Annotated in this window: 22 protein-coding genes; 13 read left to right on the plus strand and 9 right to left on the minus strand. The window is 67.2% G+C overall.

From position 1 onward, the window contains the following. Positions 1-230: 230 nt before the first annotated feature. On the minus strand, positions 231-2,324 hold the full coding sequence (locus tag AC3A6F_RS18285) for an ATP-dependent helicase (RefSeq protein WP_487683194.1): 2,094 nt from the start codon (positions 2,322-2,324) through the stop codon (positions 231-233). Positions 2,325-2,711: 387 nt separating this feature from the next. Next, positions 2,712-2,930, minus strand: coding sequence for a hypothetical protein (locus tag AC3A6F_RS18290; RefSeq protein ID WP_487683196.1), 219 nt, complete (start codon positions 2,928-2,930; stop codon positions 2,712-2,714). A gap of 196 nt (positions 2,931-3,126) precedes the next feature. Between AC3A6F_RS18290 and AC3A6F_RS18295 the strand changes: the two genes are divergently transcribed. The 7 genes from AC3A6F_RS18295 to AC3A6F_RS18325 all read left to right on the plus strand — a co-directional run bounded on the left by AC3A6F_RS18295 (position 3,127) and on the right by AC3A6F_RS18325 (position 8,956). After that, positions 3,127-3,297 (plus strand): hypothetical protein, encoded by a 171-nt coding sequence (locus AC3A6F_RS18295; protein ID WP_183407374.1) that lies wholly within the window; start codon positions 3,127-3,129, stop codon positions 3,295-3,297. 61 nt (positions 3,298-3,358) lie between these two features. Beyond that, entirely contained in the window at positions 3,359-3,985 is a 627-nt protein-coding gene (locus tag AC3A6F_RS18300) for a chromate transporter (protein ID WP_487683198.1), read from the plus strand. Beyond that, positions 3,982-4,572, plus strand: a complete 591-nt coding sequence (locus AC3A6F_RS18305; RefSeq protein WP_487683200.1) for a chromate transporter — start codon at positions 3,982-3,984, stop codon at positions 4,570-4,572. The genes AC3A6F_RS18300 and AC3A6F_RS18305 overlap by 4 nt, the downstream gene beginning before the upstream one ends. A 63-nt stretch (positions 4,573-4,635) precedes the next feature. After that, a complete protein-coding gene (gene fghA, locus AC3A6F_RS18310; protein ID WP_487683202.1) occupies positions 4,636-5,478 on the plus strand; it encodes an S-formylglutathione hydrolase in 843 nt (280 codons plus the stop codon). A gap of 97 nt (positions 5,479-5,575) precedes the next feature. Beyond that, positions 5,576-6,256 (plus strand): phosphoribosyltransferase, encoded by a 681-nt coding sequence (locus AC3A6F_RS18315; RefSeq protein ID WP_487683204.1) that lies wholly within the window; start codon positions 5,576-5,578, stop codon positions 6,254-6,256. Between the two features lie 38 nt (positions 6,257-6,294). Continuing rightward, positions 6,295-7,617 carry an SRPBCC family protein gene (locus AC3A6F_RS18320; RefSeq protein WP_487683206.1) on the plus strand — a complete coding sequence of 441 codons (1,323 nt, stop codon included), beginning with the start codon at positions 6,295-6,297 and terminating at the stop codon, positions 7,615-7,617. 1 nt (position 7,618) lies between these two features. After that, positions 7,619-8,956 (plus strand): erythromycin esterase family protein, encoded by a 1,338-nt coding sequence (locus AC3A6F_RS18325; RefSeq protein ID WP_487683208.1) that lies wholly within the window; start codon positions 7,619-7,621, stop codon positions 8,954-8,956. 230 nt (positions 8,957-9,186) lie between these two features. Here AC3A6F_RS18325 and AC3A6F_RS18330 read toward each other — a convergent pair whose 3' ends face one another. Further along, positions 9,187-11,190 carry a diguanylate cyclase domain-containing protein gene (locus tag AC3A6F_RS18330; protein WP_487683210.1) on the minus strand — a complete coding sequence of 668 codons (2,004 nt, stop codon included), beginning with the start codon at positions 11,188-11,190 and terminating at the stop codon, positions 9,187-9,189. 181 nt (positions 11,191-11,371) lie between these two features. On the opposite strand from AC3A6F_RS18330, the gene AC3A6F_RS18335 reads away from it, so the two are divergent. Both AC3A6F_RS18335 and AC3A6F_RS18340 read left to right on the plus strand, forming a co-directional pair. After that, complete coding sequence (locus tag AC3A6F_RS18335; protein ID WP_487683212.1) at positions 11,372-11,851, plus strand: (2Fe-2S)-binding protein; 480 nt, start codon at positions 11,372-11,374, stop codon at positions 11,849-11,851. After that, positions 11,848-14,091, plus strand: a complete 2,244-nt coding sequence (locus AC3A6F_RS18340) for a xanthine dehydrogenase family protein molybdopterin-binding subunit (RefSeq protein WP_487683214.1) — start codon at positions 11,848-11,850, stop codon at positions 14,089-14,091. The genes AC3A6F_RS18335 and AC3A6F_RS18340 overlap by 4 nt, the downstream gene beginning before the upstream one ends. A gap of 142 nt (positions 14,092-14,233) precedes the next feature. Here the strand turns inward: AC3A6F_RS18340 and AC3A6F_RS18345 are convergent, their stop codons facing one another. Genes AC3A6F_RS18345 through AC3A6F_RS18370 form a run of 6 tightly spaced genes read right to left on the minus strand, consistent with a single transcriptional unit; the run spans position 14,234 to position 19,856 of the window. Then, positions 14,234-14,572, minus strand: coding sequence for a hypothetical protein (locus tag AC3A6F_RS18345; protein ID WP_487683216.1), 339 nt, complete (start codon positions 14,570-14,572; stop codon positions 14,234-14,236). Positions 14,573-14,590: 18 nt separating this feature from the next. Continuing rightward, positions 14,591-15,016 (minus strand): hypothetical protein, encoded by a 426-nt coding sequence (locus AC3A6F_RS18350; protein ID WP_487683218.1) that lies wholly within the window; start codon positions 15,014-15,016, stop codon positions 14,591-14,593. Beyond that, positions 15,003-15,422, minus strand: coding sequence for a RidA family protein (locus AC3A6F_RS18355; protein WP_487683220.1), 420 nt, complete (start codon positions 15,420-15,422; stop codon positions 15,003-15,005). The genes AC3A6F_RS18350 and AC3A6F_RS18355 overlap by 14 nt, the downstream gene beginning before the upstream one ends. A gap of 19 nt (positions 15,423-15,441) precedes the next feature. Beyond that, positions 15,442-16,596, minus strand: coding sequence for an acyl-CoA dehydrogenase family protein (locus tag AC3A6F_RS18360; RefSeq protein ID WP_487683221.1), 1,155 nt, complete (start codon positions 16,594-16,596; stop codon positions 15,442-15,444). Continuing rightward, positions 16,596-17,450, minus strand: a complete 855-nt coding sequence (locus tag AC3A6F_RS18365; protein ID WP_487683223.1) for an enoyl-CoA hydratase family protein — start codon at positions 17,448-17,450, stop codon at positions 16,596-16,598. The genes AC3A6F_RS18360 and AC3A6F_RS18365 overlap by 1 nt, the downstream gene beginning before the upstream one ends. A gap of 24 nt (positions 17,451-17,474) precedes the next feature. Then, the gene (locus tag AC3A6F_RS18370; RefSeq protein ID WP_487683225.1) at positions 17,475-19,856 is read right to left on the minus strand and encodes a bifunctional salicylyl-CoA 5-hydroxylase/oxidoreductase; all 2,382 of its coding nucleotides are present in this window, start codon (positions 19,854-19,856) and stop codon (positions 17,475-17,477) included. 186 nt (positions 19,857-20,042) lie between these two features. Here AC3A6F_RS18370 and AC3A6F_RS18375 point away from each other — a divergent pair, with 186 nt between their 5' ends. The 4 genes from AC3A6F_RS18375 (at position 20,043) to AC3A6F_RS18390 (ending at position 26,078) form a co-directional block, all read left to right on the plus strand. Next, complete coding sequence (locus tag AC3A6F_RS18375) at positions 20,043-21,206, plus strand: pyridoxal phosphate-dependent aminotransferase (RefSeq protein WP_487683227.1); 1,164 nt, start codon at positions 20,043-20,045, stop codon at positions 21,204-21,206. Continuing rightward, positions 21,203-23,452 (plus strand): hybrid sensor histidine kinase/response regulator, encoded by a 2,250-nt coding sequence (locus tag AC3A6F_RS18380; protein ID WP_487683229.1) that lies wholly within the window; start codon positions 21,203-21,205, stop codon positions 23,450-23,452. The genes AC3A6F_RS18375 and AC3A6F_RS18380 overlap by 4 nt, the downstream gene beginning before the upstream one ends. Before the next feature lie 182 nt (positions 23,453-23,634). Further along, positions 23,635-25,503 (plus strand): putative bifunctional diguanylate cyclase/phosphodiesterase, encoded by a 1,869-nt coding sequence (locus AC3A6F_RS18385; protein WP_487683231.1) that lies wholly within the window; start codon positions 23,635-23,637, stop codon positions 25,501-25,503. A gap of 77 nt (positions 25,504-25,580) precedes the next feature. After that, positions 25,581-26,078 carry a MarR family winged helix-turn-helix transcriptional regulator gene (locus tag AC3A6F_RS18390; protein WP_487683233.1) on the plus strand — a complete coding sequence of 166 codons (498 nt, stop codon included), beginning with the start codon at positions 25,581-25,583 and terminating at the stop codon, positions 26,076-26,078. Positions 26,079-26,102: the final 24 nt, after the last annotated feature.

The raw sequence follows: 26,102 nt of genomic DNA on the forward strand, positions 1-26,102 counted from the left end.
GGACTATCCACAAGAAATGTGGATAAGTGTGTGGAAAAGCGCCACTTGACAAGCCGCAAGCGCAGTATCGATGCGGGTTTCAACAAAATGCCCGTTCTGAAGGCAAAAAAAACCTCCCATAAAATCAGTCACTTGCACGTGCACTACTTCTACGCATCCATGTCACATGCGGCAAACTCCTACAAATGTGGGGCACGGGGGATAAGTCGCCAACGTGCGTCCATCTGTCGTCATTTCCACGCGTTTCGGGCCCGGTCGCGCACCATCATGCGGATACTGTCGGGCATCGGCGTGCGCAGCTCGCGCTTGTCGGCGCTGAGCCAGGCGCATTCTTCGAAATGCTTGAGCATGACCGGGGTGATAAAGCGCGATCGCGCCGCATACACGTGTCGATCGCCCATGCTCGACTGCTGCTTGATGAAGAAGCGGTTCGGCACCACCAGGTGGAGGTTTTCACGCGCGCGCGTCATGGCCACGTAGAGCAGGCGCCGCTCTTCCTCGATGTCTTCCTGGCTGCCGGTCGCCATGTCCGACGGAATGCAGCCGTCGACGACGTTCAGAACGTGCACCGAATTCCATTCTTGCCCCTTGCTCGAGTGGATGGTGGACAGGATCACGTAGTCTTCGTCGAGCAGCGGCGCGCCGGCGCGGTCGCTGGTGGCCTCCGGCGGGTCGAGCGTGATCTCGGCCAGGAAGCTCTCGCGGTTGCCATAGCCGCCGGACAGCGCCACCAGCTGGTCGAGGTCGGCCGCACGCACCTGCGCATCGTCGCGCAGGCGCTCCAGGTGCGGCTGGTACCACGCGCGCGCCAGCTCGAGGTCCATCGGCCAGGAGAGGCCCGGCGTGCGCAGGCGTCGGTACAACGCGCAGAACGCTTGCCAGTCGGCCTTGCAGCGCGCCGGCACCGCGAAGGCCTCCAGCGCCGCCGCCGCGTCGTTACTCGTACCGGCCGCATCGACCAGGCGGGTGGCGGTTGCCTGGCCGATGCCGGGAATCAGCTGCAGCGCGCGATACCCCGCCAGGCGTCCGCTCGGATTCTGGGCGAAGCGCAACACGGCCAGCACGTCCTTGATGTGGGCCGCTTCCAGGAATTTCAGGCCGCCGAACTTGACGAAGGGGATGTTGCGGCGCATGAGCTCGAGCTCGAGCGCGGCGCTGTGGCTGGCGGCGCGAAACAGCACCGCCTGGCTCTTGAGCGGCGTGCCGGTTTCGCGCTGTTCGAGGATGCGGTTGCAGACCCAGCGCGCCTGCTCGGCTTCGTCGGGGATCAGCACCAGCTGCGGCTTGATGCTCGAGACCTTGTCGGTCCACAGGGTCTTGGCGTGGCGCTCGAGCGCGGCGCCGATCACGGCGTTCGACGCGTCCAGGATCGGCTGCGTGGAGCGGTAGTTGCGCTCGAGCGTGATCAGCTGCGCCGGCTGCGAGAACTGGCCGGCGAAGTCGAGGATATTGCGCACGGTGGCGCCGCGAAAGCCATAGATCGATTGCGCATCGTCGCCCACCACCATCACGCCGCGGCCATCGGGCTTCATGCCGGTGACGATGGCCGCCTGCAGGCGGTTGGTGTCCTGGTATTCGTCGACCAGCACGTGGTCGAACAGTGCGCCGAGCTCCATCCCCAGCACCGGGTCGGCAGCCATCTCGGCCCAGAACAGCAGCAGGTCGTCGTAGTCGAGCACGTTCTGCTCCTGCTTGGCGTCGACGTAGGCGCCGAACAGGGTCTTGAGCTGGGCTTCCCACTCGCTGCACCAGGGGAAGAACGCCTGCAGCACGTCGTCCAGCGGCTCACGGCCGTTGACCACGCGCGAATAGATCGACAGGCAGGTGCCTTTCAGCGGAAAGCGTTTTTCCAGCTGGCTCAGGCCGATCTCGTGACGCACCATGCCCATCAGGTCTTCGGAGTCGCCGCGGTCGTGGATCGTGAACTGATCGTCCAGCCCGATGCGGCCGGCGAACTCGCGCAGCAGGCGCGCGCCAATGCTGTGGAACGTGCCGGCCCAGGGCAGCGTGACCTGCGCCTGGCTCCCCTTGAGCCCGAACAGGCGGTGCAGCACGCCGCCGGCGCGCTGCGTCATTTCGGTGGCGGCGCGACGCGAAAACGTGAGCAGCAGGATGCGCTGCGGATCGGCGCCCGACTGGATCAGGCGCGCCACCCGGTGGGCCAGTGTATTGGTCTTGCCGGAACCGGCGCCGGCCACCACCAATAATGGGCGAGGCGCGTCAAGCCCGACATCGTGCTCGACCGCCGCCCGCTGCTCGGGGTTCAGGCTGGCGAACGGGTCGTCGGTAGACGAGGTGGCAATCGGATCGGCGACGGCGGACATGGGCGGATTCTGGAAATGCCATACTGTACATTTATCCAGTCCCGGGCCGCAAGCAGAAAATGCGGCCGCCGCAGGGTGCGATCAATGCGCTGTCAACGAGTTGTCAAGAATGACATCAGCTATGACCTGAGCAATCGCCGCCAAGTCTCGGAAATTCAAGGCGTTTTTTGGATATCCACAAAGTCTGTGAATAAGTATGTGGAAAAGCGGGGGCTTGACACGCTGGACGCGGCCTCCCGTGCGGGTTTCAACAATTTGCCTATTGGGAAGGCAATCTCGTTTCCGCCGAAAATCAAGGGTTTACAAGATTTATCCCCGACCGACACAGTATGCACCACAAATAAATCTTGCGGCAACATTGTGGGCAACCGGGAGCACCGGTCCCGCTCAGGCAAGCACACGGCGGCGTTCCGGGTCGAGCAGTACGCGCTCGATCACGTGCGGGCGCACGCCATGTGCCTTGAGATACTCGAGCGCCGGCATGGTGCCGCATTCGCCCAGGGTGGCGATGCCGCGCGCCACGATGTCGCGCTGGCCGGTGTTATGCCTGAGCTCGGAAGATCCGGAGAGGCGTTGATTGATATCCTGGGCACGGTAAGGGCTCATGGCGCTGGTCTCCGGTGGGTTATGTCACTGACGCACCACGAGTATTGACGATTGCAGTATGAAGTCAATGTCAAATCTGTATCAATACGCGAAAACCTTTTCCATGGCAGATGTCGGCGTCCTTCCGCCTGCGCTGCGCCACCCGGCCGCCATCCTGCCTACAATCGGTCCCAACACACCAATCATCAGGATTTCCATGAGCACCCAACCCGACCTGAATCCCGGCGACGACGCCGCTCCCGGCACCCCTGGCGCCGGCGAGGACATCTGCGACGCCTGCGCCGGCCGCGGCACACTGGCCGACGGCAAGCCGTGCCCGCAGTGCGGCGGCACCGGCCGCGTGATGGAAGGCATCGGCGGCGGCTGAGCGCCTATCCAGCGCGGGTAGTGCGTGGACACGGCGCGGGCCATGCGGCGATAATTGCCGGATGAGCGCCTCACCCCTGCCTTTGCCCCCTTCCCCGCCGCAGTCCGTACCTTTTGCGGCGCCGGTCGAACCCGATCGTCCCCGGCCGAGTTCGCTGACCGACCTGTTCGTCTCATTCACACTGATCGCCCTGCAGGGCTTCGGCGGTGTGCTGGCCGTGATCCAGCAGCAAGTCGTCGAGCGCAAGCGCTGGATGAGCAATGAGGAATTCATCGAAGAGTGGTCAGTGGCCCAGATCATGCCGGGCCCCAACGTCTGCAACCTGGCCATGATGATCGGCACACGCCACTTCGGCCTGGCCGGCGCCATGAGCGCCCTGGCCGGCATCCTCACCGTGCCGCTGATCCTGGTGCTGTGCCTGGCCCTGGTGTATGCGCAGTTCGCCACCCAACCCCAGCTGCAGGGCGCCCTGCGCGGCATGGCCGCCGTCGCCGCCGGCCTGATCGCCGCCACCGGCCTGCGCATGTCGGTCGCGCTGTCCAATAACGTGATCCCGCTCGCGGCCTGCATCGCGATCGCCGCCACCGGCTTCGTGCTGCTGGCCTGGATCCGCGTGCCGCTGGCGGCCGTGATCGGCCTGCTCGGCGGCCTCGGCTGCGTGCTGGCCTGGCGCCGGCTCAAGCCATGAACGCGCCAGCCCTGGTGTTCGGCTGGCACGACTGGCTGAACCTGTTCGTCCATTTCCTGATGCTGTCCATGATGTCGCTCGGCGGCGCGATCTCGACCACCTCCGAGATGCAGCGCTACCTGGTCGAGCGCCAGGGCTGGCTCAGCCAGACCCAGTTCGCCGACTCGGTGGCCCTGGCCCAATCGTCGCCCGGGCCGAATGTGCTGTTCGTGGCACTGCTGGGCTGGAACGTGGGACTCAATTCCGGCAGCGTGACGGCCGCGCTCTACGGCGTCGCGATCTCCATGATCGGCATCATGCTGCCCTCCACCGTATTCACTTATCAGGTGGCGCAGTGGGCGCAGCGCAACCGCGAACTGCGCGCCGTGCGCGCTTTCAAGCAAGGCATGGCGCCGCTGGTGATCGCCATGCTGCTGTCGACCGCCTGGCTGCTGGCTACCGGCGGCGGCAAGGGCGGCGAACACATGGACAACTGGCCCCTGTGGCTGCTGACGGCGGCCACCGCCATCGTCATCTGGCGCACCCGCCTGCACCTGCTGTGGATGCTGGCGCTCGGCGCGCTGCTGGGAGCGCTGGGCGTGGTCTAGTTGGCAAGCCGGGGCGGGACGCGGCATACTGACGCCATCCCCTTAACTGCAACCGACACCAAGATGCCCCAACTCCTCAATGAACACGCCTGCTTCGGCGGCGTGCAGCGCTTCTACCAGCACGACTCGGCCGCCATCGGGCTGCCGATGAAATTCTCGGTTTACCTGCCGCCGGCGGCGGGCGAGAAGAAGTTGCCGGTGCTGTTCTACCTGGCCGGCCTGACCTGCACCGAAGAAACCTTCATGACCAAGGCCGGCGCCCAGCGCCTGGCCAGCGAACTGGGCATCATCCTGGTTGCGCCCGACACCAGCCCGCGCGGCGCCAATGTGCCGGGCGAAAGCGACAGCTGGGACTTCGGCGCCGGCGCTGGCTTCTACCTCGACGCCACCGAGGAACCGTGGGCGCGCCACTACCGCATGCACAGCTACCTGCTGGAACTGCACGCGCTGGTGCTGGCCACCTTCCATGCCGATCCCGGCAAGGTAGGCATCTTCGGCCACTCGATGGGCGGCCATGGCGCGCTGACCATGGCGCTCAAGCACCCCGACCTGTTCCGCTCGGTCTCGGCCTTCGCGCCAATTGCCGCGCCAAGCCGCTGCCCGTGGGGCAAGAAAGCCTTCGGCGGCTACCTCGGCGCCGACGAAAGCGCCTGGCAGCAATATGACGCCAGCGCCCTGATGGGCTCGCACACGAGCGCGCCCCTCCCTGGCGGCATCCTGATCGACCAGGGCCTGGGCGACAAATTCATGGTCGAGCAGCTCTTGCCCGAGGCGTTCGAGGACGCCTGCGCCAAGGCCGGGCAGCCGCTCACCCTGCGCCGCCATGCCGGCTACGACCACGGCTATTACTTCATCTCGACCTTCGTCGAAGACCACCTGCGTTTCCACAGCAGCCAGCTCGGCTAAGCTGTCAGCAACCCACGCGCAGCCCCGTCCGGGGCCGCCGTTCTCCATTGCATCATTCCGCGCGGCAAACGAACGGCGGCTATGCTCGTCCATGTGTATGCTGGAAGTTAACAACTTCTTCATCATGCAAGAGCTCGAACCATACATCGACCGCCTCGACGCCGGCAGGCATTTGGCCGGGGCGCTGCGTCATTACGCCGGCCGCGACGATGTGCTTGTACTTGCTCTGCCGCGCGGGGGCGTGCCGGTTGCCTTCCCCATCGCACAGGCGCTGCGTGCTGAGCTCGACTTGATGCTGGTGCGCAAGCTCGGCTTGCCCAGCCAGCCGGAGTTCGCCATGGGCGCCATCGGCAGCGGCGGCGTGTGCGTGCTGCAGCCCGGCGTGCCGGGCCTGATGGGCGTGACCCAGGCCGAAGTCGATGCCGTCTGCGCGGCGGAACAAGGCGAGCTGGCGCGGCGCGAGCGGCGCTACCGCGGCGAGCGTCCGCCGGCCCGGCTCGAGGGACGCTGCGTGATCCTGGTCGACGATGGCGTCGCCACCGGATCGACGATGCTGGCGGCGGTCGAAGTCGCGCGCCGCCAGCAGCCGTCCAGGCTGGTGCTGGCGGTGCCGGTGGCGGCCCAGGATGCGCTGCAGGTCCTGCGTGGCGTTGCCGACGAGGTGGTCTGCCCCCTCGCCCCGCTGCGTTTTCGCGCCGTGGGGCAGTGGTACCGGCGCTTCGAGCAGACCGACGATGAAGAAGTGCAATCCCTGCTGGCGCAGGCGTGGGCGCGCTAAGGCCACGGCGCCAGTCAACCCTACCTCAAGGAGCCGAGATGAACGATACGAACAATGAACAAGCAACGAACGTGGGCAAGTGGATCGGCGCAGCGGTCGCAGGCGCATTGCTGATGTACGCATTCGACCCGGATCGCGGCGCCAAGCGCCGCGCCAACGCCCGCGGCGCGCTGCGCGACGCGCGCGAACGCACTGGCAACCGCCTCGGGCACGCCTGGCACGACGCCGGCGACCGCCTCGACTCGGCGCGCCTGCGCGCCACCGGCGCCGCCGCCATTGCCGGCGAACGCCTGGCTGGCGCCGCCCATGCGGCGGGCGACCGCCTGGCCGAGGTCTCGCACCGCACGCGCGACCGCCTCGAACATGCGCGCGAGCGCCTGGCCGATGCGTCGTATGATGCGAAGGATCGCGCCAGCTACGCCGCGCACGAAGCGCGCGATCGCGTGAAACACGCCGCCTACGAGGCGCGCGACCGCGCCAGCCATGCCGCCCATGAAACGCGCGAACATGCCGAGTATGCCGCCGACCAGGCGCGCGACCGTGCCGAATATGCCGCCGAACGTGCCCGCGAACGCGCCGACCACGCGCGCGAACGCCTCGAACAGACCGCGCACAGCGTGAAAGCAGACGCCCGCTCGCGCGCCCACGCCGCCGGCAATCAGGTGCGCGCATGGACCGACCACCTGAGCCAGGTGTTCGGTGCGCGCAGCCCGACGCTCACCAATTCCGCCCTGCTGGGTACCGGCGCCCTGAGCGTGGTGGGCCTGGCGCGCCGTTCGCCGCTAGCTGCCGTGCTCGGCCTGGGCGCGCTGGCAGTGCTGCTGCGCAGCGACCGCGGCCGCCATCTGGTCGATTCGCTGCGTCACCGTGGCGCCGCCAGCCAGGTCGAGGTGGAGAACTCAGTCCACATCGACGCCTCGCCGAAAGAAGTGTTCGACGCCTGGTCCGAAGTCGAGAACTTCCCGCGCTTCATGTCGCACGTAACCGAGGTGCGCGATCTCGGCCACCGCCGCTCGCACTGGGTGGTGCGCGGCCCCGGCGGCATGGAATACGCCTGGAACGCCGTCATGACCGAGCAGTCGCGTCCCGAGCGCCTGTCGTGGCGCAGCGAACCGGGTTCGGAGATCGAGCAGGAAGGCACGGTGACCTTCGAGCCGTCCGGCAACGGCACCCGCGTCACGGTACACATGACCTATTCGCCGCCGGCTGGCGCGCTGGGCCACGGCATTGCGCGCATGCTGGGCGCCGATCCGCAGCGCCAGATGGACGACGACCTGGCGCGCATGAAGGAGTTCATCGAGCGCGGCGGCGCCCACTACGCCGGCCATCAGGCGCCGCCGAGCCACAGCGTCCTGCACTGATGTGGCCATCCTCACCAATGCCACCCTCGACGCGGTGCGCGCGTCGGCCCGCCCCCTCACCGGGGGCGCGGACGACTACGACGCCCTGCTCGACATGGTCGGCAACGCCCGCTTCGTGCTGCTCGGGGAGGCCACCCACGGCAGCCACGAGTTCTATGCCGAGCGGGCGCGCATCACCCGGCGCCTGATCGAAGAGAAGGGCTTCACCGCGGTAGCGGTCGAAGCCGACTGGCCCGATGCCTGGCGCGTCAACCGGTATGTGCGTGGCGAAGGGGCGGATGCGGACGGCCGCGCCGCCCTGGCGGGCTTCGAACGCTTCCCTGCCTGGATGTGGCGCAACACGGCGGTGCTCGACTTCGTCGAGTGGCTGCGCACGCACAACGGCGGACTGGCCGCCGGCGCCGCAAAGACGGGCTTCTACGGCCTGGACCTGTACAGCATGTACTCCTCGATCCACGAGGTGCTGGGCTACCTCGAACGGGTCGACCCGAACGCCGCGCGCGAGGCGCGCAAGGGCTACGCCTGCTTCGACCACTATGACCGCGACAGCCAGCAATACGGCTACGAGGCCAGCTTCGGCATGTCGCCTTCCTGCCAGGAAGGCGTGCTCGCGACCCTGCGCACCCTGCAGCAGCGCGCATTCGACTACGTGCAGGCCGATGGCTCCGACGACGCGTTCTTTTACGCCCAGCAGAACGCGCGCCTGGTCAAGAACGCGGAGGAGTATTACCGCACCATGTTCAAGGGCAGCATCTCATCCTGGAACCTGCGCGACAGCCACATGGCCGAGACCCTGGACGCGGTAGCGCGCCACCTGTCGCAGGGCGGCAAGCCGGCGCGCATCGTAGTGTGGGAACACAATTCGCACATCGGCGACGCGCGCGCGACCGAGAGCGGACGTCAGGGCGAATGGACGCTGGGCGAGCTGGCGCGCAAGGCGCACGGCGCCAACACGGTCCTGGTCGGCTTCACCACCTATGAAGGCAGGGTCACGGCGGCCTCCGAATGGGATGGCGAGGGTCGGCACAAGCACGTGCGCCCGGCCCTGCAGAACAGCTACGAGCACCTGCTGCACAGCACCGGCATCGAGCGCTTCTTCCTGCCGCTGCGCGAGCCGTCGCCGGCGCGCGACGCGCTGATGGAAGAGCGGCTTGAGCGCGCCATCGGCGTGCTGTACCTGCCGCGCAGCGAGCGCCAGAGCCACTACTTCATGGCCCAGCTGCCGCGCCAGTTCGACGCCGTGATCCACATCGACCGCACGACGGCGGTAGAGCCGCTCGACGCGACCAGCGGCTGGCATTCGGGCGAGCCGCCGGAGACGTATCCGGGCGGGTTGTGATGCACGTGCGTCGTTAGCACGTACGTTGTTAGCACGTACGTTGTTAGCACGCACGTTGTTAGCACGCGTGCATCGCTAGCGCGCATACCGCGTTAGCGCGCAAACCTCGTTAGAATGCACGTCGTTAGCGCGTGCACGTCGTTCCCGCGAAGGCGGGAGCCCAAGTTCTGCGTGCAATACCGCGACGCTGGCAAACTTGGGTCCCCGCCTGCGCGGGGACGACGTTCAGCTTAGGTGGTGCAGTCGCGCTCACCTACGGCATAACCATCCCGCCCATTCGCCTTGGCCACGTACAAGGCTCCATCCGCCGCCGCCAGCAAAGCGTCTTCATCCTGCCCCGGCCGCCACAAGGCGATGCCGATACTGGCCGACACCGCCAGCATCCCGGCGCCGGTAGCGAACGGCGCGCGCATCGCGGCCACGATCTTGGCGGCGATTTGGGCCACGATATGTTCGGCCTCTCCACCGCTTCCGATATCTTCCAGGATCACCACGAACTCGTCGCCCGACAGCCTCGCCGGCAGGTCGCTGGCGCGCACGCAGGTGCGCAGGCGTTCGCCGAATTCCTTCAGCACTTCGTCGCCCACGCCGTGGCCGTGGCTGTCGTTGATGCGCTTGAAGTGATCGACGTCCAGGTAGGCCAGCGCAAGCGCCCGGCCGTGGCGGGAGGCGCGTACCAGCGCCTGCTGCAGGGTCTCGCTGAAGCTGCGCCGGTTGGCCAGGCCGGTCAGGATATCGACACGCGCGAGGCGGCTCAGCTGCTCCTCGACCTCTTTCACGTGCGTCATGTCGTGCTTGAGCGCGTACACGCCGGCCACGCTGCCGTCTGGCTGCAGGTCGGGGATGTAGACGCCTTCCAGCACCCGCGGCGCGCCCCCGATCAGCAGCCGCATCTGGCAGGTGGTGGCGCGGCCGGCGAACGCGCCTTCCAGGCCGTCCGCGCCCTGGCGCGCGGCATCCTCGCCCATCAGCTGGGCGATCGACATGCCGACCAGCCGCTCGGGCGTGACCCCGAACCAGCGCTCGAAGGTCGCGTTGCCGAACCTGAAGCGGCGGTCCCGGTCGACGTAGGCGATCAGCACCGGCAGGTTGTCGGTGATCAGGCGCAGGCGCTTCTCGCTGGCCGCGCGCAGGCCTTCGGCGTTCTCGCGCTCGGCCATCAGCTGGTAGAAAGCATTGCCCAATTCCCCGATCTCGTCGCGCCGGGTGTCGTGCAGCACCGCGATGTCGGCGCCGTCGTGGCGGATCGCGCGGATGCGGTCGCGCAGGCGCTGCAGCGGCGCCAGCAGCCGGAACACCAGCGCCCAGGCCAGCACGCCCGAGGCCAGCGCCAGGCCGCTCGCGCCGTAGATGGCGTTACGGCGCATCTGCGCCAGCGGCGCGAAGGCTTCCTCGGTGGGGTAGCGTGCCCCGAGAATCCAGCCCGTCGTACGCAGGCGCTTGTAAGCGTAGATATACGTCCTGCCATCCCGGTCCCGGCCTTCCAGCCAGCCTTCGAAGCCGTTGAGCGCGGGATCCGTTTTCGCGTTGACATAAGGCGCCTGCGCAGCCGTCTGCAACAACCGTTTGCGATCGGGATGATCGATCATGGTCCCGTCGCCGGTCATGAGGAATAGATAGCCCGACCCGCCCGGCCTTAACGCCGATATCTGGCGCAGGAATCCCGAAGACTGCAGGTCCATGCTGGCGGTAAGTACGCCAATGGGCTTACCCGCCGTATCGCGTACCGGTGCACTCACGATGACAACTTCTCGTTCGGAAACACGGCTGACGAACGGCTGCGACATATAGCCCCGCAGTGTCGCCATGGGTCGCTCGAAATAGTCGCGACCCGCGGCATCGAGCCGCTTATCACCGCCGACTGGACGCATCGACACAGTTTGCCGGCCCGCGGCATCGAGCAGGATCAAGTTGAGGTATTCGTGTTCCCAGGTCGGCGCCTGAGCCTCGAGATAAAGTCGCGCGTTCTCGTCCCTGCCCGTCAATGGCGGTATGCGGGAAGCCAGCGATTCGACCTGGTTGATACGCGTCACAATGCGGTCATCCATGAATGAGGCGGCATTCGAGAGCATTGCGTACTGCTGGTCGCCGATCACCGACTTCACGCCGCGCTCGGCCACCGCCAGGGTCGACAGAGTCACCAGCAAGGTCGTCACGAATACCAGGAAGGCCGCGACGCAGGCCATGCGCAGCTTCAGATTCGCCGGCAGCAGGCGCAGACCGCGTTTAAGCATAAAAAATAGTGTCGTCCCCAATGCAACAAAGTATTACATACTAAGCCGTAGCATCCAAGGCGCCCGTACGAATGTCGTATTTGCTGGTTGAAAGGCGACAAAATGCAAACTGCAATACTGTTGAAGTAATGAAATTTCAGCTAGGATTGTCAGCTTGTTCGGACTGTCTTGAAGGAGCGTCATGAGTACATACACCCTGAATATCAACGGCAAGGCGCAGGCCGTCGACGTCGAAGCCGACACCCCGCTGCTGTGGGCCCTGCGCGATACCCTGGGCCTGGTCGGGACCAAGTACGGCTGCGGCCTGGGCCAGTGCGGCGCCTGCACCATCCACCTCGACGGAGTGGCCACCCGTGCCTGCGTGCTGCCGGTGTCCGCCATCGGCAACGCCAGGATCACCACGATCGAGGGCCTGGACGTCAACTCCCGCCATCCGCTGCAGGTGGCCTGGCAAGAGCTCGACGTGCCGCAATGCGGCTACTGTCAATCCGGGCAGATCATGAGCGCCTGCGCCCTGCTCAAGCAGCATCCGAAGCCGACCGACGCCCAGATCGACGACGCCATGGCCGGCAACCTGTGCCGCTGCGCCACCTATATGCGGATCCGCAAGGGCATCCACCGCGCCGCCGAGATCGCATCGACCGAAGGGACCAAGGCATGACGCTCGCATCCACTTCCCGCCGCGGGTTCCTGCGCGCCGGCGCCGCCGGCGGCGCCTTCCTGATCGGCATGTCGGCGCAAGGCGTACTGGCCGCCGTCACCGATACCAAGGCCGGCGCCGCCAGCCCCGACTTCGTGCCGAACGCCTTCATCCGCATCGCGCGCGACGGCAGCGTGACCCTGATTTCCAAGCAGCCCGAGATCGGCCAGGGCATCAAGACCTCGCTGCCGATGGTGATCGCCGAGGAACTCGACGTCGCCTGGGAAAGCGTGCGCGTGGTCCAGGGCGACCTGAACCTGGAAGCCTATGGCAGCCAGGGTGCGGGCGGCTCGAATTCGACCCCGAACAATTACGAAAACTTCCGCCGCCTGGGCGCCACCGCGCGCGCGGTGCTGGTGCTGGCTGCGGCCCAGTCCTGGAAAGTACCGGCCGCCGAATGCACGACCGACGGCGGCCATGTCCTGCATGCAGCCAGTAAAAGGCGCCTGGCGTACGGCGACCTGGTCGAGGCGGCGGCAAAACTGCCGCTGCCGGATGCCGCGAGCGTGGCGGTCAAGGATCCGGCCACCTTCAAACTGCTGGGCAAGCGCATCGGCGGCGTCGACAACCCCGCTATCGTCAGCGGCAAGCCGCTGTTCGGCATCGACGTCCAGCTGCCCGGCATGCTGCACGCGCAATACGTCAAGTGCCCGGTGTTCGGCGGCAAGCCGCTGCGCGCCAACCTGGACACGGTACGCGCGCTGCCCGGCGTCAAGGACGCCTTCATCATCGAAGGGACTGGTAACCTGAACGGCCTGCGTCCCGGCGTGGCGATCGTCGCCACCTCGACCTGGGCCGCGATCCGCGCCCGCCGCGCGCTCGAAGTGACGTGGGACGAAGGCGGCGCCGCGAAGCACAGCTGGGCCGACTTCATGGCCCAGGCCAAAGCGGCCGCCAAACAGCCCGGCGCCACCGTGCTGCGCAAGGATGGCGATGTCGCCAGCGCCCTCAAGGGCGCCGCCAAGACCGTGGAAGCGGCCTATAGCTACCCCTTCATCTCACATGCCAGCATGGAGCCGCAGAACTGCACCGCCTGGATCAAGCCCGACGGCGCGCTCGAACTGTGGGCCCCGACCCAGAACCCGAACGCGGGCCAGGCGCTCGTCTCGACGACCTGCGGCATCCCCAGCGAGAAGATCACGATGCACATCATCCGCAGCGGCGGCGGCTTCGGCCGGCGCCTGAGCTCGGACTTCATCGTCGAAGCCACCGCGATCGCCCAGCGCATGAAGGACAAGGCGCCGGTCAAGCTGACCTGGACGCGCGAGGACGACCTGCAGCACGACCACTTCCGTCCGGGCGGCTTCCACTTCCTGCGCGGCGGCGTCGACAAGGCCGGCAAGGTCGTGGGATGGCACAATCACTTCGTCACCTTCGCCAACCGGGTGGAGCAGGATGGCAAGAGCATCCTGCGTCCCGGCAGCGGCGGCAGCCTGTCGCCCGACGAATTCCCGGGCCGCTGGCTGGCCAACTGCCAGCTGGAGCAGACCGCGCTGGAATGCAGCGTGCCGATGGGGCCGTGGCGCGCGCCGGGCAGCTGCGTGTTCGCCTGGGCCTTCCACAGCTTCATCGACGAGCTGGCGCATGCGGGCGGGCGCGATCCGCTGGCCTTCCGCCTCGAACTGCTGGGCGACAAGGACGTCATGCCGCCGAGCGTCGAGCGCGGCCAGCCTTATAACGTGGCGCGCATGCGCGCGGTGCTGCAGACCGCCGCCGACAAGGCCGGCTGGGGCAAGAAGAAGTTCGCGCGCGGCCAGGGGCAAGGCATCGCCTTCCACTTCAGCCACCGCGGCTACGTGGCGCAAGTGGCCGAGGTCACCGTCTCGAAGGACGGCAAGGTGAAGGTCGACCGCGTGGTGGTGGCAAGCGACGTTGGCCCGACCATCATCAACCTGTCGGGCGCCGAGAACCAGGTCGAGGGGTCGGTGATCGATGGCCTGTCGACGTTGATGTTCCCTGAGCTGAACCTCGAGAATGGCCGCATCGTGCAGAGCAACTTCCACGATTACCAGTTGCTGCGCATCGGCGACGCGCCGGCGAAGATCGAGATGCACTTCGTGAAATCGGACCATCCGGTGACGGGCCTGGGCGAGCCGCCCCTGCCGCCGCTGGCGCCGGCGGTGTGCAATGCGATCTTCGCCGCCACCGGCAAGCGGGTGCGCGAGCTGCCGCTCAGCAAGGTCGACTTGAGCTGGAGCTAGCAGACCAACTCGTCATTCCCGCGTAGGCGGGAATCCAAGTTTGCCCGCGCTATCGCTGGTGTTTGAGCCGTCGATGATGCACAGGACTTAGATTCCCGCCTTCGCGGGAAGTCATTTCTGCCAGTGGCAGAAATGACGACCGTTACGGCACGCGCTGCTCGCTCAGCGCGTGCGGATTCGCGGCGCGATGGCGTTCGACGATCGCCCGCGCCAGCTCTTCCTCGCGTGGATTTTGCGCCAACACCCTGAGGATGCAGGCGCCATGAATATCGCCTTCCGGGCGATAGACGTCATCGTAGTCGGTGCCGCCCTTTGCCGACGGCGAGTCGCCGACCGTGAAGTTGGATTGGCCCGGGCCCGCTTCGTCTCCGATGGGCGACAGCGCGACGCTGTCCTGGGAAAGGCCTGCGGCCAGCAGGTCGGCCCGCAATTGCTCGGCGATGGAAAAATCCTGGATGACGTGCACGATGGGATTGCTCATGTGTTGCTCCTCGGTTCGCTATTGAACCAACTTACCAGAATGGCCGGAGTGGTGGCGCTCGGACACTTCGACCAGCTCGAAATGCAGTGTGACGAACTCGAAGTCATCATGAAGTTCGTATTGCGGTAGACAGCGAACGTGAACTTCCTGAAACTCCCGCGCGCTGGCGAATCCCTCGCCTCGCCACACCGCTTCCGGGATGTCGCCGAAACGGATGATCTGGACATCGACGGCACGGATGAGGCAGCGCAGGCGCTGCTTCAGGTCGTACACTTCGATCAGGTCACCAACTTCATAGCTGCCGTCGCCGTACTCGCCGTAAGGCTTGTAGTAGTCCTCGACCGTATCGGCGGTGACCGTCTTGCGTCCAGCGATTACGGCGCGAGGCAAGCTATCGTCATTCTCGTCGGCGCCCCAGAAGGTCAGGCGTTTACGTCGCTGCATCGCTTCTCCCTGGTGAATCGGGCATGACCGCGGTCACCTCGATCTCTACCCGCGCCCGATCCTCCATCAGCCCCGCCACCTGCACCGCGCTCATGGCCGGATAGTGACGCCCCAGGACCTCGCGGTAAGCGGCGCCCAATGCCCGTCCGGCGTCGAGATACTCGCGCTTGTCGACCACATACCAGGTCATGCGCACGATGTGCTCCGGTCCGGCGCCGCCTTCGCGCAGCACGGCGACGATGTTTTCCAGGGCCTGGCGCGCCTGCCCGACGAAGTCGTCGGTGTGGAAGCGCCCTTCGGCGTCCCAGCCGATCATGCCGCTGACGTAAATCTGCCGTCCGCCGCAGGCCACGCCATTGGCATAACCCTTGGGACGCGGCCAGCCCGGCGGTTGAAGAATGTCCATCCCTGCTCCAGAAGTCGGATTAAGCCTTCGGCGCGAGCAGCTCGCGCGCGATGATCAGGAGCTGCACCTCGCTGGCTCCCTCGTAGATGCGCAGCGCGCGGATTTCGCGGTACAGGCTTTCGACCACCTGCCCGCTCTGCACGCCCTGGCCGCCGAACAGCTGCACCGCGGCGTCGATGACGCGCTGCGCCGATTCGGTGGCCGCCAGCTTGGCCATCGCCGCTTCCTTCGTCACCCGTTTTCCGCTGTCGCGCAGCCAGGCGGCGCGGTAGGTCAGCAGCGCCGCGGCGTCGATCTCCAGCGCCATCTGGGCCAGCTTCGCCTGGGTGAGCTGGAAGTCGGAAAGTAGCTTGCCGAACATGGGCCGCGCCTGGGCCCGCGCCAATGCTGCTTCCATGGCGCGCCGCGCGAAGCCCAGCGCGGCAGCGGCCACCGAGGTGCGGAACACGTCCAGCGTCGCCATCGCCACCTTGAAGCCCTGGCCTTCCGCGCCCACCAGGCAGCCGGCCGGCACCCGGCATCCGGCAAACCGCAGGCGCGCCAGGGGATGCGGCGCGATCACATCGATGCGCTCGGCGATCTCCAGGCCGGGCGTCGTGGCGTCGACGATGAAGGCCGAGATGCCTTTCGAGCCCCTTCCCTCCTCGCCGCCGCCGTCGCCGCTGCGGGCGAAGACGACGTAGAAATCGGCGATCCCGCCGTTCGAGATCCAGGTCTTCTCGCCATCGAGCACCCAGTCGTCGCCATCGCGCCGCGCAGCGCAGCGCATGGCGGCGACGTCGGAGCCGGCCTCCGGCTCCGACAGGGCGAAGGCGGCGATCGCTTCCCCATTGGCGACCGGCGGCAGCCAGCGCCGCTTCTGGTCCTGCGTGCCGAACAGCGAAATCGCCCCGCTGCCCAGGCCCTGCATCGCGAAGGCGAAGTCGGCCAGTCCGGCGTGGCGCGCCAGGGTTTCGCGGATCAGGCAGATGGCGCGGGTGTCGATGGCCCCATTTCCACTGCCGACGGCGTGCCGCAGCCAGCCGTCGCGGCCCAGGCGCGCGACCAGCGCGCGGCAGATCGCATCGACGTCGCCGCCATGCGCATCAGTCAGGTTATCCGCCGCCCAAGCATCGAGTTCGCGGACCAGCGCGCCATGCCGCTCTTCAAAAAAAGGCCAGTTCAGGTAGTCCATCAATCCCCCTCGAAGCGCGGCCGTTCCTTGGCCACGAAGGCGTGGTAGGCCCGATGAAAATCATTGGTCGCCATGCAGATCGCCTGGGCCTGGGCCTCGGCTTCGATCGCCTCGTCCACGCCCATATTCCACTCTTGCTGCAGCATCTTCTTGGTCATGCCATGGGCGAAGGTCGGGCCATTAGCCAGCGTGGCGGCGAAAGCGGTGGCCTCGCCCAGCAGTTCCTCGGGCGCGCACAGGCGGTTGAAAAAGCCCCAGCGCTCGCCCTGTGCGCCATCCATCGAGCGGCCCGTGTACAGCAGCTCGGCCGCGCGGCCCTGGCCGATCACGCGCGGCAGCAGCGCGCAGGCGCCCATGTCGCAGCCGGCCAGACCGACCCGGGTGAACAGGAAGGCGGTGCGGCTGCGCGCGGTGCCGTAGCGGATGTCGGAGGCCAGCGCCAGGATGGCCCCGGCGCCGGCGCACACGCCGTCGACCGCCGCCACGAGCGGTTGCGGGCAGGCGCGCATCGCCTTGACCAGGTCGCCCGTCATGCGGGTGAAGGCCAAGAGGCCGGGCATGTCCAGCTTCGTCAGTGGGCCAATAATCTCGTGCACGTCACCGCCGGAACAGAAGTTCTCGCCGGCGCCAATGATCACGACCGCCTTCACGTCGTCGGCATACGCCAGCGCGCGGAACAGGTCGCGCAGCTCGGCATAGGATTCGAAGGTCAGCGGATTCTTGCGCTCGGGCCGGTTCAGGGTGAGGGTAGCGACACCGGCATCGAGCGCGAAGCCGAAGTGCTGCGCCACGTAGCCGGCAAGGCTGTTATGCCCGCCCGGCAGTCGGTGCGACTGCCCCGATAGATAATGCATGTGTAACTCCTGATGATTGACTGGTCAGCCTTCGAGCAGGCGCGCGGCCACCTGCTGCGGCGACAGTCCGTTGGATGCCGCCTGCAACTGGCGTTCGCGCTCCAGGTTGCGCTCCAGCTGCTGTTTGCCGGGCCCGTACTGGCGCGGCCAGGCAGCGCCAGTGTAGCCGATGCGCGCCGCTTCCATCAGCGTCCAGGCCGGGTTGGCCAGGTGCGGTCGCGCCACCGCGCACAGGTCGGCGCGGCCGGCGGCGATGATGCCGTTGACGTGGTCGGCCTCATAAATGCCCCCGACGGCGATGGTGGGGATCCCGGCCTCGTTGCGGATCCGGTCCGAGAACGGGGTCTGGAACATGCGGCCGAACACGGGCCGCTCCTGCTTGCTGACCTGGCCCGAGGAACAGTCGATCATGTCGGCGCCCGCCGCGCGGAACAGGCGCGCGATCTGCACCGCCTCCTGCGGCGTGATGCCGCCCTCGACCCAGTCGTGGCTCGAGATGCGCACACTGATCGGCAGCTCGGCCGGCCACGCCGCGCGCACCGCCGCGAACACCGCGAGCGGATAGCGGCAGCGGTTTTCGAGACTACCGCCGTAGGCATCCTGGCGCCGGTTGGTCAGGGGAGAAATAAAACTCGACAGCAAGTAGCCATGGGCGCAATGCAGTTCGAGCCAGTCGAAGCCGGCGTCAAAGGCAGCCCGGGCGGCGCGCACGAAGTCGTCCTTGATGCGCTCCAGGTCGCCCTGCGTCGCCTCGACGGCGATTTGCGAGACGCCGTCGATGTACTGCTGGCGGGAGGCCGATAGCAGCGGCCAGTTGCCGCTCTCCAGAGGCAGGTCGATGCCGTCCCACATCGGCCGGGTCGAACCCTTGGCGCCCGCATGACCGAGCTGGATGCCGATCCTGGCGTCGCTCGCCGTATGCACGAAGTCGACGATGCGTTTCCAGGCCAGCATCTGCTCCTGCGTGTACAGGCCCGGGCAGCCGGGCGTGATGCGGGCGTCGGCCGAGACGCAGGTCATCTCGGCCATTACCAGCGCCGCCCCGCCCAGCGCGCGGGCGCCGAGGTGGGCCAGGTGGAAGTCGCCGACCACACCGTCCACGGCGGAGTATTGCGCCATCGGCGAGACCACCACCCGGTTCTTGAGCAGCACGCCACGCACCTTGTAGGGCGTGAACATGGGCGGCACGGGCCCCGAGGGCGGCGCCAGCCCGGCCTGGCGCGCCGCCGCATCCGCGAAACGGCGCTCGAAACCGTCGACATAGGCGGCGTCGCGCAGGCGCAGGTTTTCATGCGACAGCCGCTGGCTGCGCGTGAGCAGCGAATAGGCGAACTGTTCGGCCTCCATGGCCGTGTAGCGCGCCACGTTCTCGAACCACTCCATCGAGTTGCGGGCGGCGCTTTGCAGCTTCAATACCTCGACCAGGCGCGCCTCCTGGTAGCGCGCCAGGGCGGCAAACACGTCGCTGCCTTTCCCGAGTTCGTCGGCCAGCCCGATCGCGTCTTCCAGCGCCAGCCTGGTGCCGGAGCCGATCGAGAAGTGCGCCGTATGGGCGGCGTCTCCCATCAGCACCAGTGGCACGCGCCGCCCTTCGACCTCGACCGGATGCACCCACTGGCGGCAGGCCAGGCGCGGGAAGCGGATCCACATGCCGGATCCGCGCAGGTGGGCGGCATTCGCCATCAGCGGCTGGCCGTCCAGGTGGCGCGCGAACAGGCGCTCGCAAAAGGCCAGCGTCTCTGGCTGGCTCATCTCGGCCAGGCCGCTCGCACGCCAGGTGGCGTCTGGCGTCTCGATGATGAAGGTCGAGGTCTCGCCGTCGTACTGGTAGGCGTGGGCCTGGAACCAGCCATGTTCGGTTTCCTCGAAGGCGAAGGTGAAGGCATCGAAGCGCTTCTTCGTGCCCAGCCATACGAAGCGGCACAGGCGCTCCTCGACCTCGGGCTGGAACGCCTCGCGGTACTGCTGGCGCAGTGCGCTGTTCACGCCGTCGGCGGCCACCACCAGGTCGGCGCGGTAGCGGCGCGCGAGCTCGGGCACGTCCTCGACCCGGGTCTCGAACACCAGGTCCACGCCCAGCGCGCGGCAGCGCTCTTGCAGGATGTCGAGCAGGCGCTTGCGCCCGATGCCGCAAAAGCCATGGCCGTACGAGGTCACGGTGGCGCCCTTGAAGTGGACATCGATGGCGTCCCAGTGATTGAACGATTGCAGGATGGCGCGCGCGCTCGGTTCGTCGGCCCGGGCCAGATGGCCCAGCGTCTGGTCCGAGAACACCACGCCCCAGCCGAAGGTGTCCCCTGGCCGGTTGCGCTCGATGACGGTCACTGCATGCGTCGGATGGCGCAGTTTCATGAGCAGGCCGAAGTAGAGACCGGCAGGGCCGCCGCCCACGCAAACGATGTTCATTTTCCCTCCCGGTGCTGGTATGGAAGGTAGTTTACCCGCCCCAATGCTTGAGATGTCAATTACTTGCTGCATCCGTAAGAATCCTCCTATGGAAATCGCCAGTTTTTAGTACAATCGAGAAAGAACGTACCGAGAGCCCGGATGATGCGCAGCCGGCCACCCAACTTGGATAAACGCCACCGACAGATGAAGATCTCAGACCGAATCGCGCACTCCCGCCCACTTGCCACCACCGCCATGCATGGCCGCGCCGAAGCGCTGCGCAATGCGGGGGAACGCGTCATCGATTTTTCGATCGCGATTTCGCACTTCCCGGCCCCGGCCACCGTGCTGGACGCGGTCTCCGGCGCCATCGAGCGCGAGCGCACGCTGCCGTATACCGAGGTGGGCGGCGCGCTGAAGGTGCGCGAGGCGCTGCGCGCCAAGCTGGCGGCCGAGAACCGGATCGAGGCGCAGGCCGATGAGATCATCGTGACCAACGGTTGCAAGCAGGCGTATTATCAGGCCTTGTACGCGATGACCGATCCGGGCGACCGCATCGCCGTGTTCCGTCCGCACTGGCCGGCCTATCTCGCCACCGCCGAACTGCTGGGACTCGAGGTGGTGCTGGCCGACCTGCCGGAAACGCTTACCGAAGCCTGCCTCGCGGCCCTCGGCCGCGTCAAGGTGCTGGTGCTGAACAATCCGCACAACCCGACCGGCAAGGTATTCACCCGGCGCGAACTGGAACTGGTGCGCGACTGGGCGACGGCCGGCGGCGTGCACGTGATCGTCGACGAGAGCTACGAACACTTGATCTATGACGGCGAGCACGTCACGCTGGCGGCGCTGTGCGACTGGCGCACGGTGGGCGTGGTCACCCTGTTCTCGGCCTCGCAGAGCTATGCCATGATGGGCTGGCGGGTCGGTTTCGCGCTCGCCCCCGCCGCCCTGGTGAATGCGATGCAGACCCTGCAGGGGCCGATCACGGCCGCGGCGCCGCACCTGTCGCAGGTGGCGGCGGTGGCCGCCTTCGCCACCGGCACCCCGCACGCACTGCTGCGCGACTATCGCGCGCGGCGCGACCTGGTGGTGGGCCGCTTCGCCGACGTGCCCTGGATTACCATGCATGCGCCGGCTTCCGGCCCCTATCTGTGGGGCGACGTGCGCGGGCTCACCATGGACACGGTCGGCTTCGCCGAGCGCCTGCTGGACGAGGAACGGGTGGCGCTGATGCCGGGCGACGCGCTCGGCGAGCCCGGCTTCATCCGCATCGGCTACATCTCGGACGATGAAGACACCCTAATGGAAGGCGTGCGCCGCATCATTGCATTCGGCACGCGGTTGGCGCAGGCGCCGGAGCTTCGATGAGCGGTTTGCTGGGACGCTTTCGCCTGAATAGCCTGCGCAGCCGCCTGATGCTGCTGGTGCTGCTGGCGATCACACCGATCGCCATCGTCACCGTATTGGGCGGCCTGCGCGAGCGCGAGGCCGCGATCCGCGCCTCGGAAGAAAACCTCAAGCGCCTCACCGCCCTGGCGGCGGCCAACGAGGCGCAATCGATCGACCGCGCGCGCCAGATCCTGGTCGACCTGGTCAGCGTGCCCGACCTGATGGGCGACACCGCCGGCTGCAATGCCCTGCTGGCCAATGTCCTCGACCGCAACGAGGGCTACGTCAACTTCGGCCTGATCCAGCTGAACGGCGACGTCACCTGCAGCGCGGTGCCGATGCTGCACCCGGTGAACCTGGGCGACCGCAGCCACTTCAAGCGCGCCATCGCCGAGCGCCGCTTCATCGCCAGCGACTATGTGTTCGGGCGCGTGATCCGCAAGCACACGATCAATCTCACCTATCCCGTCATCGACCGCTCGGGCGACGTGGTGGCGGTTGTGTTCGCGGCCATGGACCTGGCCGGCCTGGACACCTTCGTCAACGACATCAGCATGCCGCCCGGTTCGATCCTGGAGACGGCCGACGCCTCGGGCAACCTGATCTCGCGCCGCCCCGACCCCGAGCGCTGGTTCGGCAAGCGCGTCACCGGCCCGCTGCTGGACGCCATGCGCGGACCGCACGAACGCGCGCTGGTGGTGCGCAGCGAGGACGGGATCGAGCGCCTGCATGCCTTCGCCCGCGTCGGCTCGCCGACCCTCACCGACTACACCATCACCATCGGCGTGCCGACCGACCTGATCACCCAGGTCGCGCGCGACGCCCAGTTCATGTCCCTGCTTGGCCTCGGCGCCACCACCCTGCTGGCGCTGCTGGCGGCCTGGCTGGCGGGCGAAAAACTGATCGTGCAGCGGGTGCGCGGCCTGACCACGGTCGCGCGCCGCATCGCCGCCGGCGAGCTCGATGCGCGCACAAGGATCGAATACGGCAACGAGGAGATCGGGCGGCTGGCGGCGGCGCTGGACGAGATGGCCGAGACCCTGCAGAAGAAGGAAGCCGCGCGCGGCCAGGCCGAGCGCGAACTGCGCGCCGCCGACCAGCGCAAGGACGAATTCCTGGCAATGCTGGCGCACGAGCTGAGAAATCCGCTGGCGCCGATCAGCACCGGCGCCCACCTGCTCAAGCTGCTGCACTCGGATAACGCCCAGATCACCCAGACCTGCGCCATCATCGCGCGCCAGGTCGAGCACATGACCAGCCTGGTCGACGACCTGCTGGACGTGTCGCGCGTGACGCGCGGCCTGGTGTCGCTGTCGACCCAGGTGCTGGACCTGCGCAACGTGATCGACGACGCCGCCGAGCAGATCCGCCCACTGATCGGCGCGCGGCGCCACAAGGTGGTGCTCGACCTGCCGGCCGGCCCGGCCCACGTCAAAGGCGACCACAAGCGCCTGGTGCAGGTCGTAGCCAACCTGCTCGGCAACGCCACCAAGTACACGCCGGAGGGCGGCCACATCCAGCTCCAGCTGCTGGAAGTTGGCGGCGACTGGGAACTGAGCGTGAGCGACGACGGCATCGGCATGGAAGCGCGCCTGGTCGAGCGCGTGTTCGACCTGTTCACCCAGGCCGAGCGCACCCCGGACCGCTCGCAGGGCGGCCTGGGACTGGGACTGGCGCTGGCCAAGAGCCTGGTCGAACTGCATGGCGGCAGCGTCGGCGCGCGCAGCCCCGGCCTGGGCCACGGCAGCACCTTCACCGTGCGCCTGCCGCACCACCGGCAGGAGAGCATGCCCGTGCCCGCGCACTTGCCGGTCCAGCTTCCCACAGGCAGCCCCACCCTCGATGTGGCGGCGCCGAACGGGCTGCGCATCCTGGTGGTGGACGACAACCTCGACGCCGCGCACACGCTCAACCTGTTCCTGCGCGCCACCGGCTACGACGTCGAGATCGCCTATTGCGGCGTCGATGCGATCGAGATCGCCAAGGTGTTCTCGCCCCAGGTCTGCATCCTCGACATCGGCCTGCCCGACATGGATGGCAATGAACTGGCGCGCCGCCTGCGTCGCCTGCCGCAGACCAGCGGCGCGACCCTGGTCGCCGCCACCGGCTACGGGCGCCAGCAAGACCGCGACGCGGCCAGCCAGGCCGGCTTCGACCATTACCTGGTCAAGCCGGTCAATACGCTGCAACTGGGCGAGCTGCTGGCCATGGCCGCCGCCCGTTAACCATCAGTCGGTCAGCATCGTGTCGAGGCGGGCCTGTTGCCATTTCACCTTCGGTCGTTCCGGAACAACAAGGCGGTAAATATCGCGTGACAGCGCACATCCTGCGTGCATAGAATTTGCCAACGAGCAAATTTATGCACTCCGGAGAAATTCTGTGGGCATGCTGACATGGATGCTGCCTGATGGTTCCCACTAACGATATCGCGCAATGGCGCGTGCGTGTTTTCTCGACTTTACTGCCGATCGTGCTGGTGCTGGGCATCAGCGCCGCCCTGCCGAGCATCGCCGTGGCGCTGCTCCAGGGCCTGTGGCAGATCGCGCTGATGGATGCGGTGGCGCTGGCCTGGATCTTTGCCATCTGGCGCCTCGATCGCCTGCCTCACACCTTCCGCGTGCTGAACTTCCTCGCCGTGCTGTTCATGGTCGCCATCGGACTGATGCTGGCGGTGGGGCCGGTGAGCCTGAACTACCTGATGGCGCCGCCCATCATGGCAGTGATCCTGCTCGGCAACCGGCCCGGCATCCTCACGCTGGCCTTCGGCGCGCTCTGCATCGTCTCGTTCGGCATGAACGGCTACGCGAAGCTGTACGTGCCGGGGCTGGAGATCGATCCACTGTTGTCATCGCTGGTCGTGGCGATCAACTTCAGCTGCGTCGGCGCCCTCGTCACCTTTGCCGCCGGCACCCTGTTCAAGGGGCTGGCAAGCTCGGTGCAGGAGGCGCGCACCGCCGTCGACGCCGTCAACCGCCTGGCCTTCTACGACGTGCTCACCGGCCTGCCGAACCGGCGCCTGCTGATGGAGCGCCTGGCCGAACTGGCCGGGCGCGCACGCAGCGGCAGCACCGTGGGCGCCGTACTGTACGTCGACCTCGACAACTTCAAGAACGTCAACGATGCGCGCGGCCATGCCGTCGGCGACGAACTGCTGCGCCAGGCGGCCGAACGCCTGGCCGCGGTGGCCGGAGAGCAGGCCTGCGTGGCGCGCCTGGGCGGCGACGAGTTCGTGGTGCTGCTGGACGACCTGGGCCCGGACGCCGGCGCCGCCACCGCGCGCGCGTTGGATCTGGCCGAAGAGATCCGCGGCGCGCTGTGCGAAAAGATGATCATCGAAGGCCAGCGCTACTACGCCACCACCAGCATTGGCGTCGCGCTGACCGCGGCGGTGGGCGCGCCGGCCCCGCTGCACGACCTGCTGCGCGAGGCCGATACCGCCATGTACCACGCCAAGGCGCGCGGCCGCAACGGCGTCGCCCTGTTCGAGGCCGGCATGCTGCGCGACGCCGAGCGCCGCCTCACCCTCGAGCGCGACCTGGGTCTGGCGCTGGACCACGGTGAGCTGTCGCTGCACCTGCAGTTGCAGGTCGACGGCGCGCGGCGCCCGAGCGGGGCCGAGCTCCTGATGCGCTGGCGCCGCAAGGACGGCAGCAGCGTGCCGCCCGACCAGTTCATCCCGGTCGCCGAGTCGAGCGGCCTGATCGTGCCGCTGGGCGAGTGGGCGCTGCGCGAAGCCTGCCTGGCCTGGCATGCGCTGGCGCGCGCCGGCCATCCGCTGCCGCTGTCGGTCAACGTCAGCCCGATGCAGTTCCGCCAGCCCGACTTCGTGGCGCGGGTGGAAAGCATCCTGCAGGACACCGGGGTGCCGCCCGGACAGCTGGTGTTCGAGATCACCGAAGGATTGCTGGTCGATCGCCGCGACCGCACCATCGAGCGCATGCACGAGCTGGCCGCGCTCGGCATCCGGATCTCGGTCGACGATTTCGGCACCGGTTATTCAAGCCTGGCCTACCTGACCCGCATGCCGCTGTACGAACTCAAGATCGACAAGAGTTTTATCCGCGACACCCCGCACGACAAGGACGGCACCGCGATCGTGCAGTCGATCCTGTCGATGGCCGGCCACCTGGGCCTGCGCGTGGTTGCCGAGGGCGTCGAGACCGAGGCCCAGGCCGGATATCTCGCGCGCCACGGCAATGCCAGCATGCAGGGTTATCTATTCCACCGGCCGATGCCGCTGGAAGATCTGCTGGAGCATCTGCGCGTATCGGCATGAATCCACGGTGTGGGGAAAGCTCATCAAATCCATCATATTTATATAAGCACTTATATAAAGCGTGATACGATGCTTCCATGAAACCTGGACTGGGCACACAATTACGACATCTCATTGAACTGCTCGACGGCGCGGTCGAGCAGGCCTACGTGGACGCGGGGCTGGATTACCGGCCGCGCTACACGCCGGTGATGCGGGTGCTGGCCGAGCGGCCGAGCGCCACGATCGGAGAGTTGGCGACCCTTGGCAAGATCACGCAGCCCGCCGCCACCCAGACGGTCGCCTTGATGGTCAAAAAGGGCCTGCTGACGGTGGCCGCGGGCGGCGAAGACGGCAGGCAGCGCGTGGTGCGTCTCAGCGCCGCTGGCAAAGCGCTTGTGCCGCAACTCCGGGCCTGCTGGCAGGCGACCAAATCCGCGGCCGACAGCCTGGATGCGGAACTGGCGTTTCCCTTGTCCGCCTGCCTCGAACAGGCAACCGCCGCACTCGAAAAGCGTTCTTTCGGTGCGCGTATCCGCGACGCCAACCTGCGCCTGCGCGACGGCGCGCTATCCCTGCCCAATCCGATTCAGTGACGCCGGCAAGGTGCCCTCCCCGTA

This window comes from Massilia sp. Soil_C_3, from assembly GCF_057657035.1.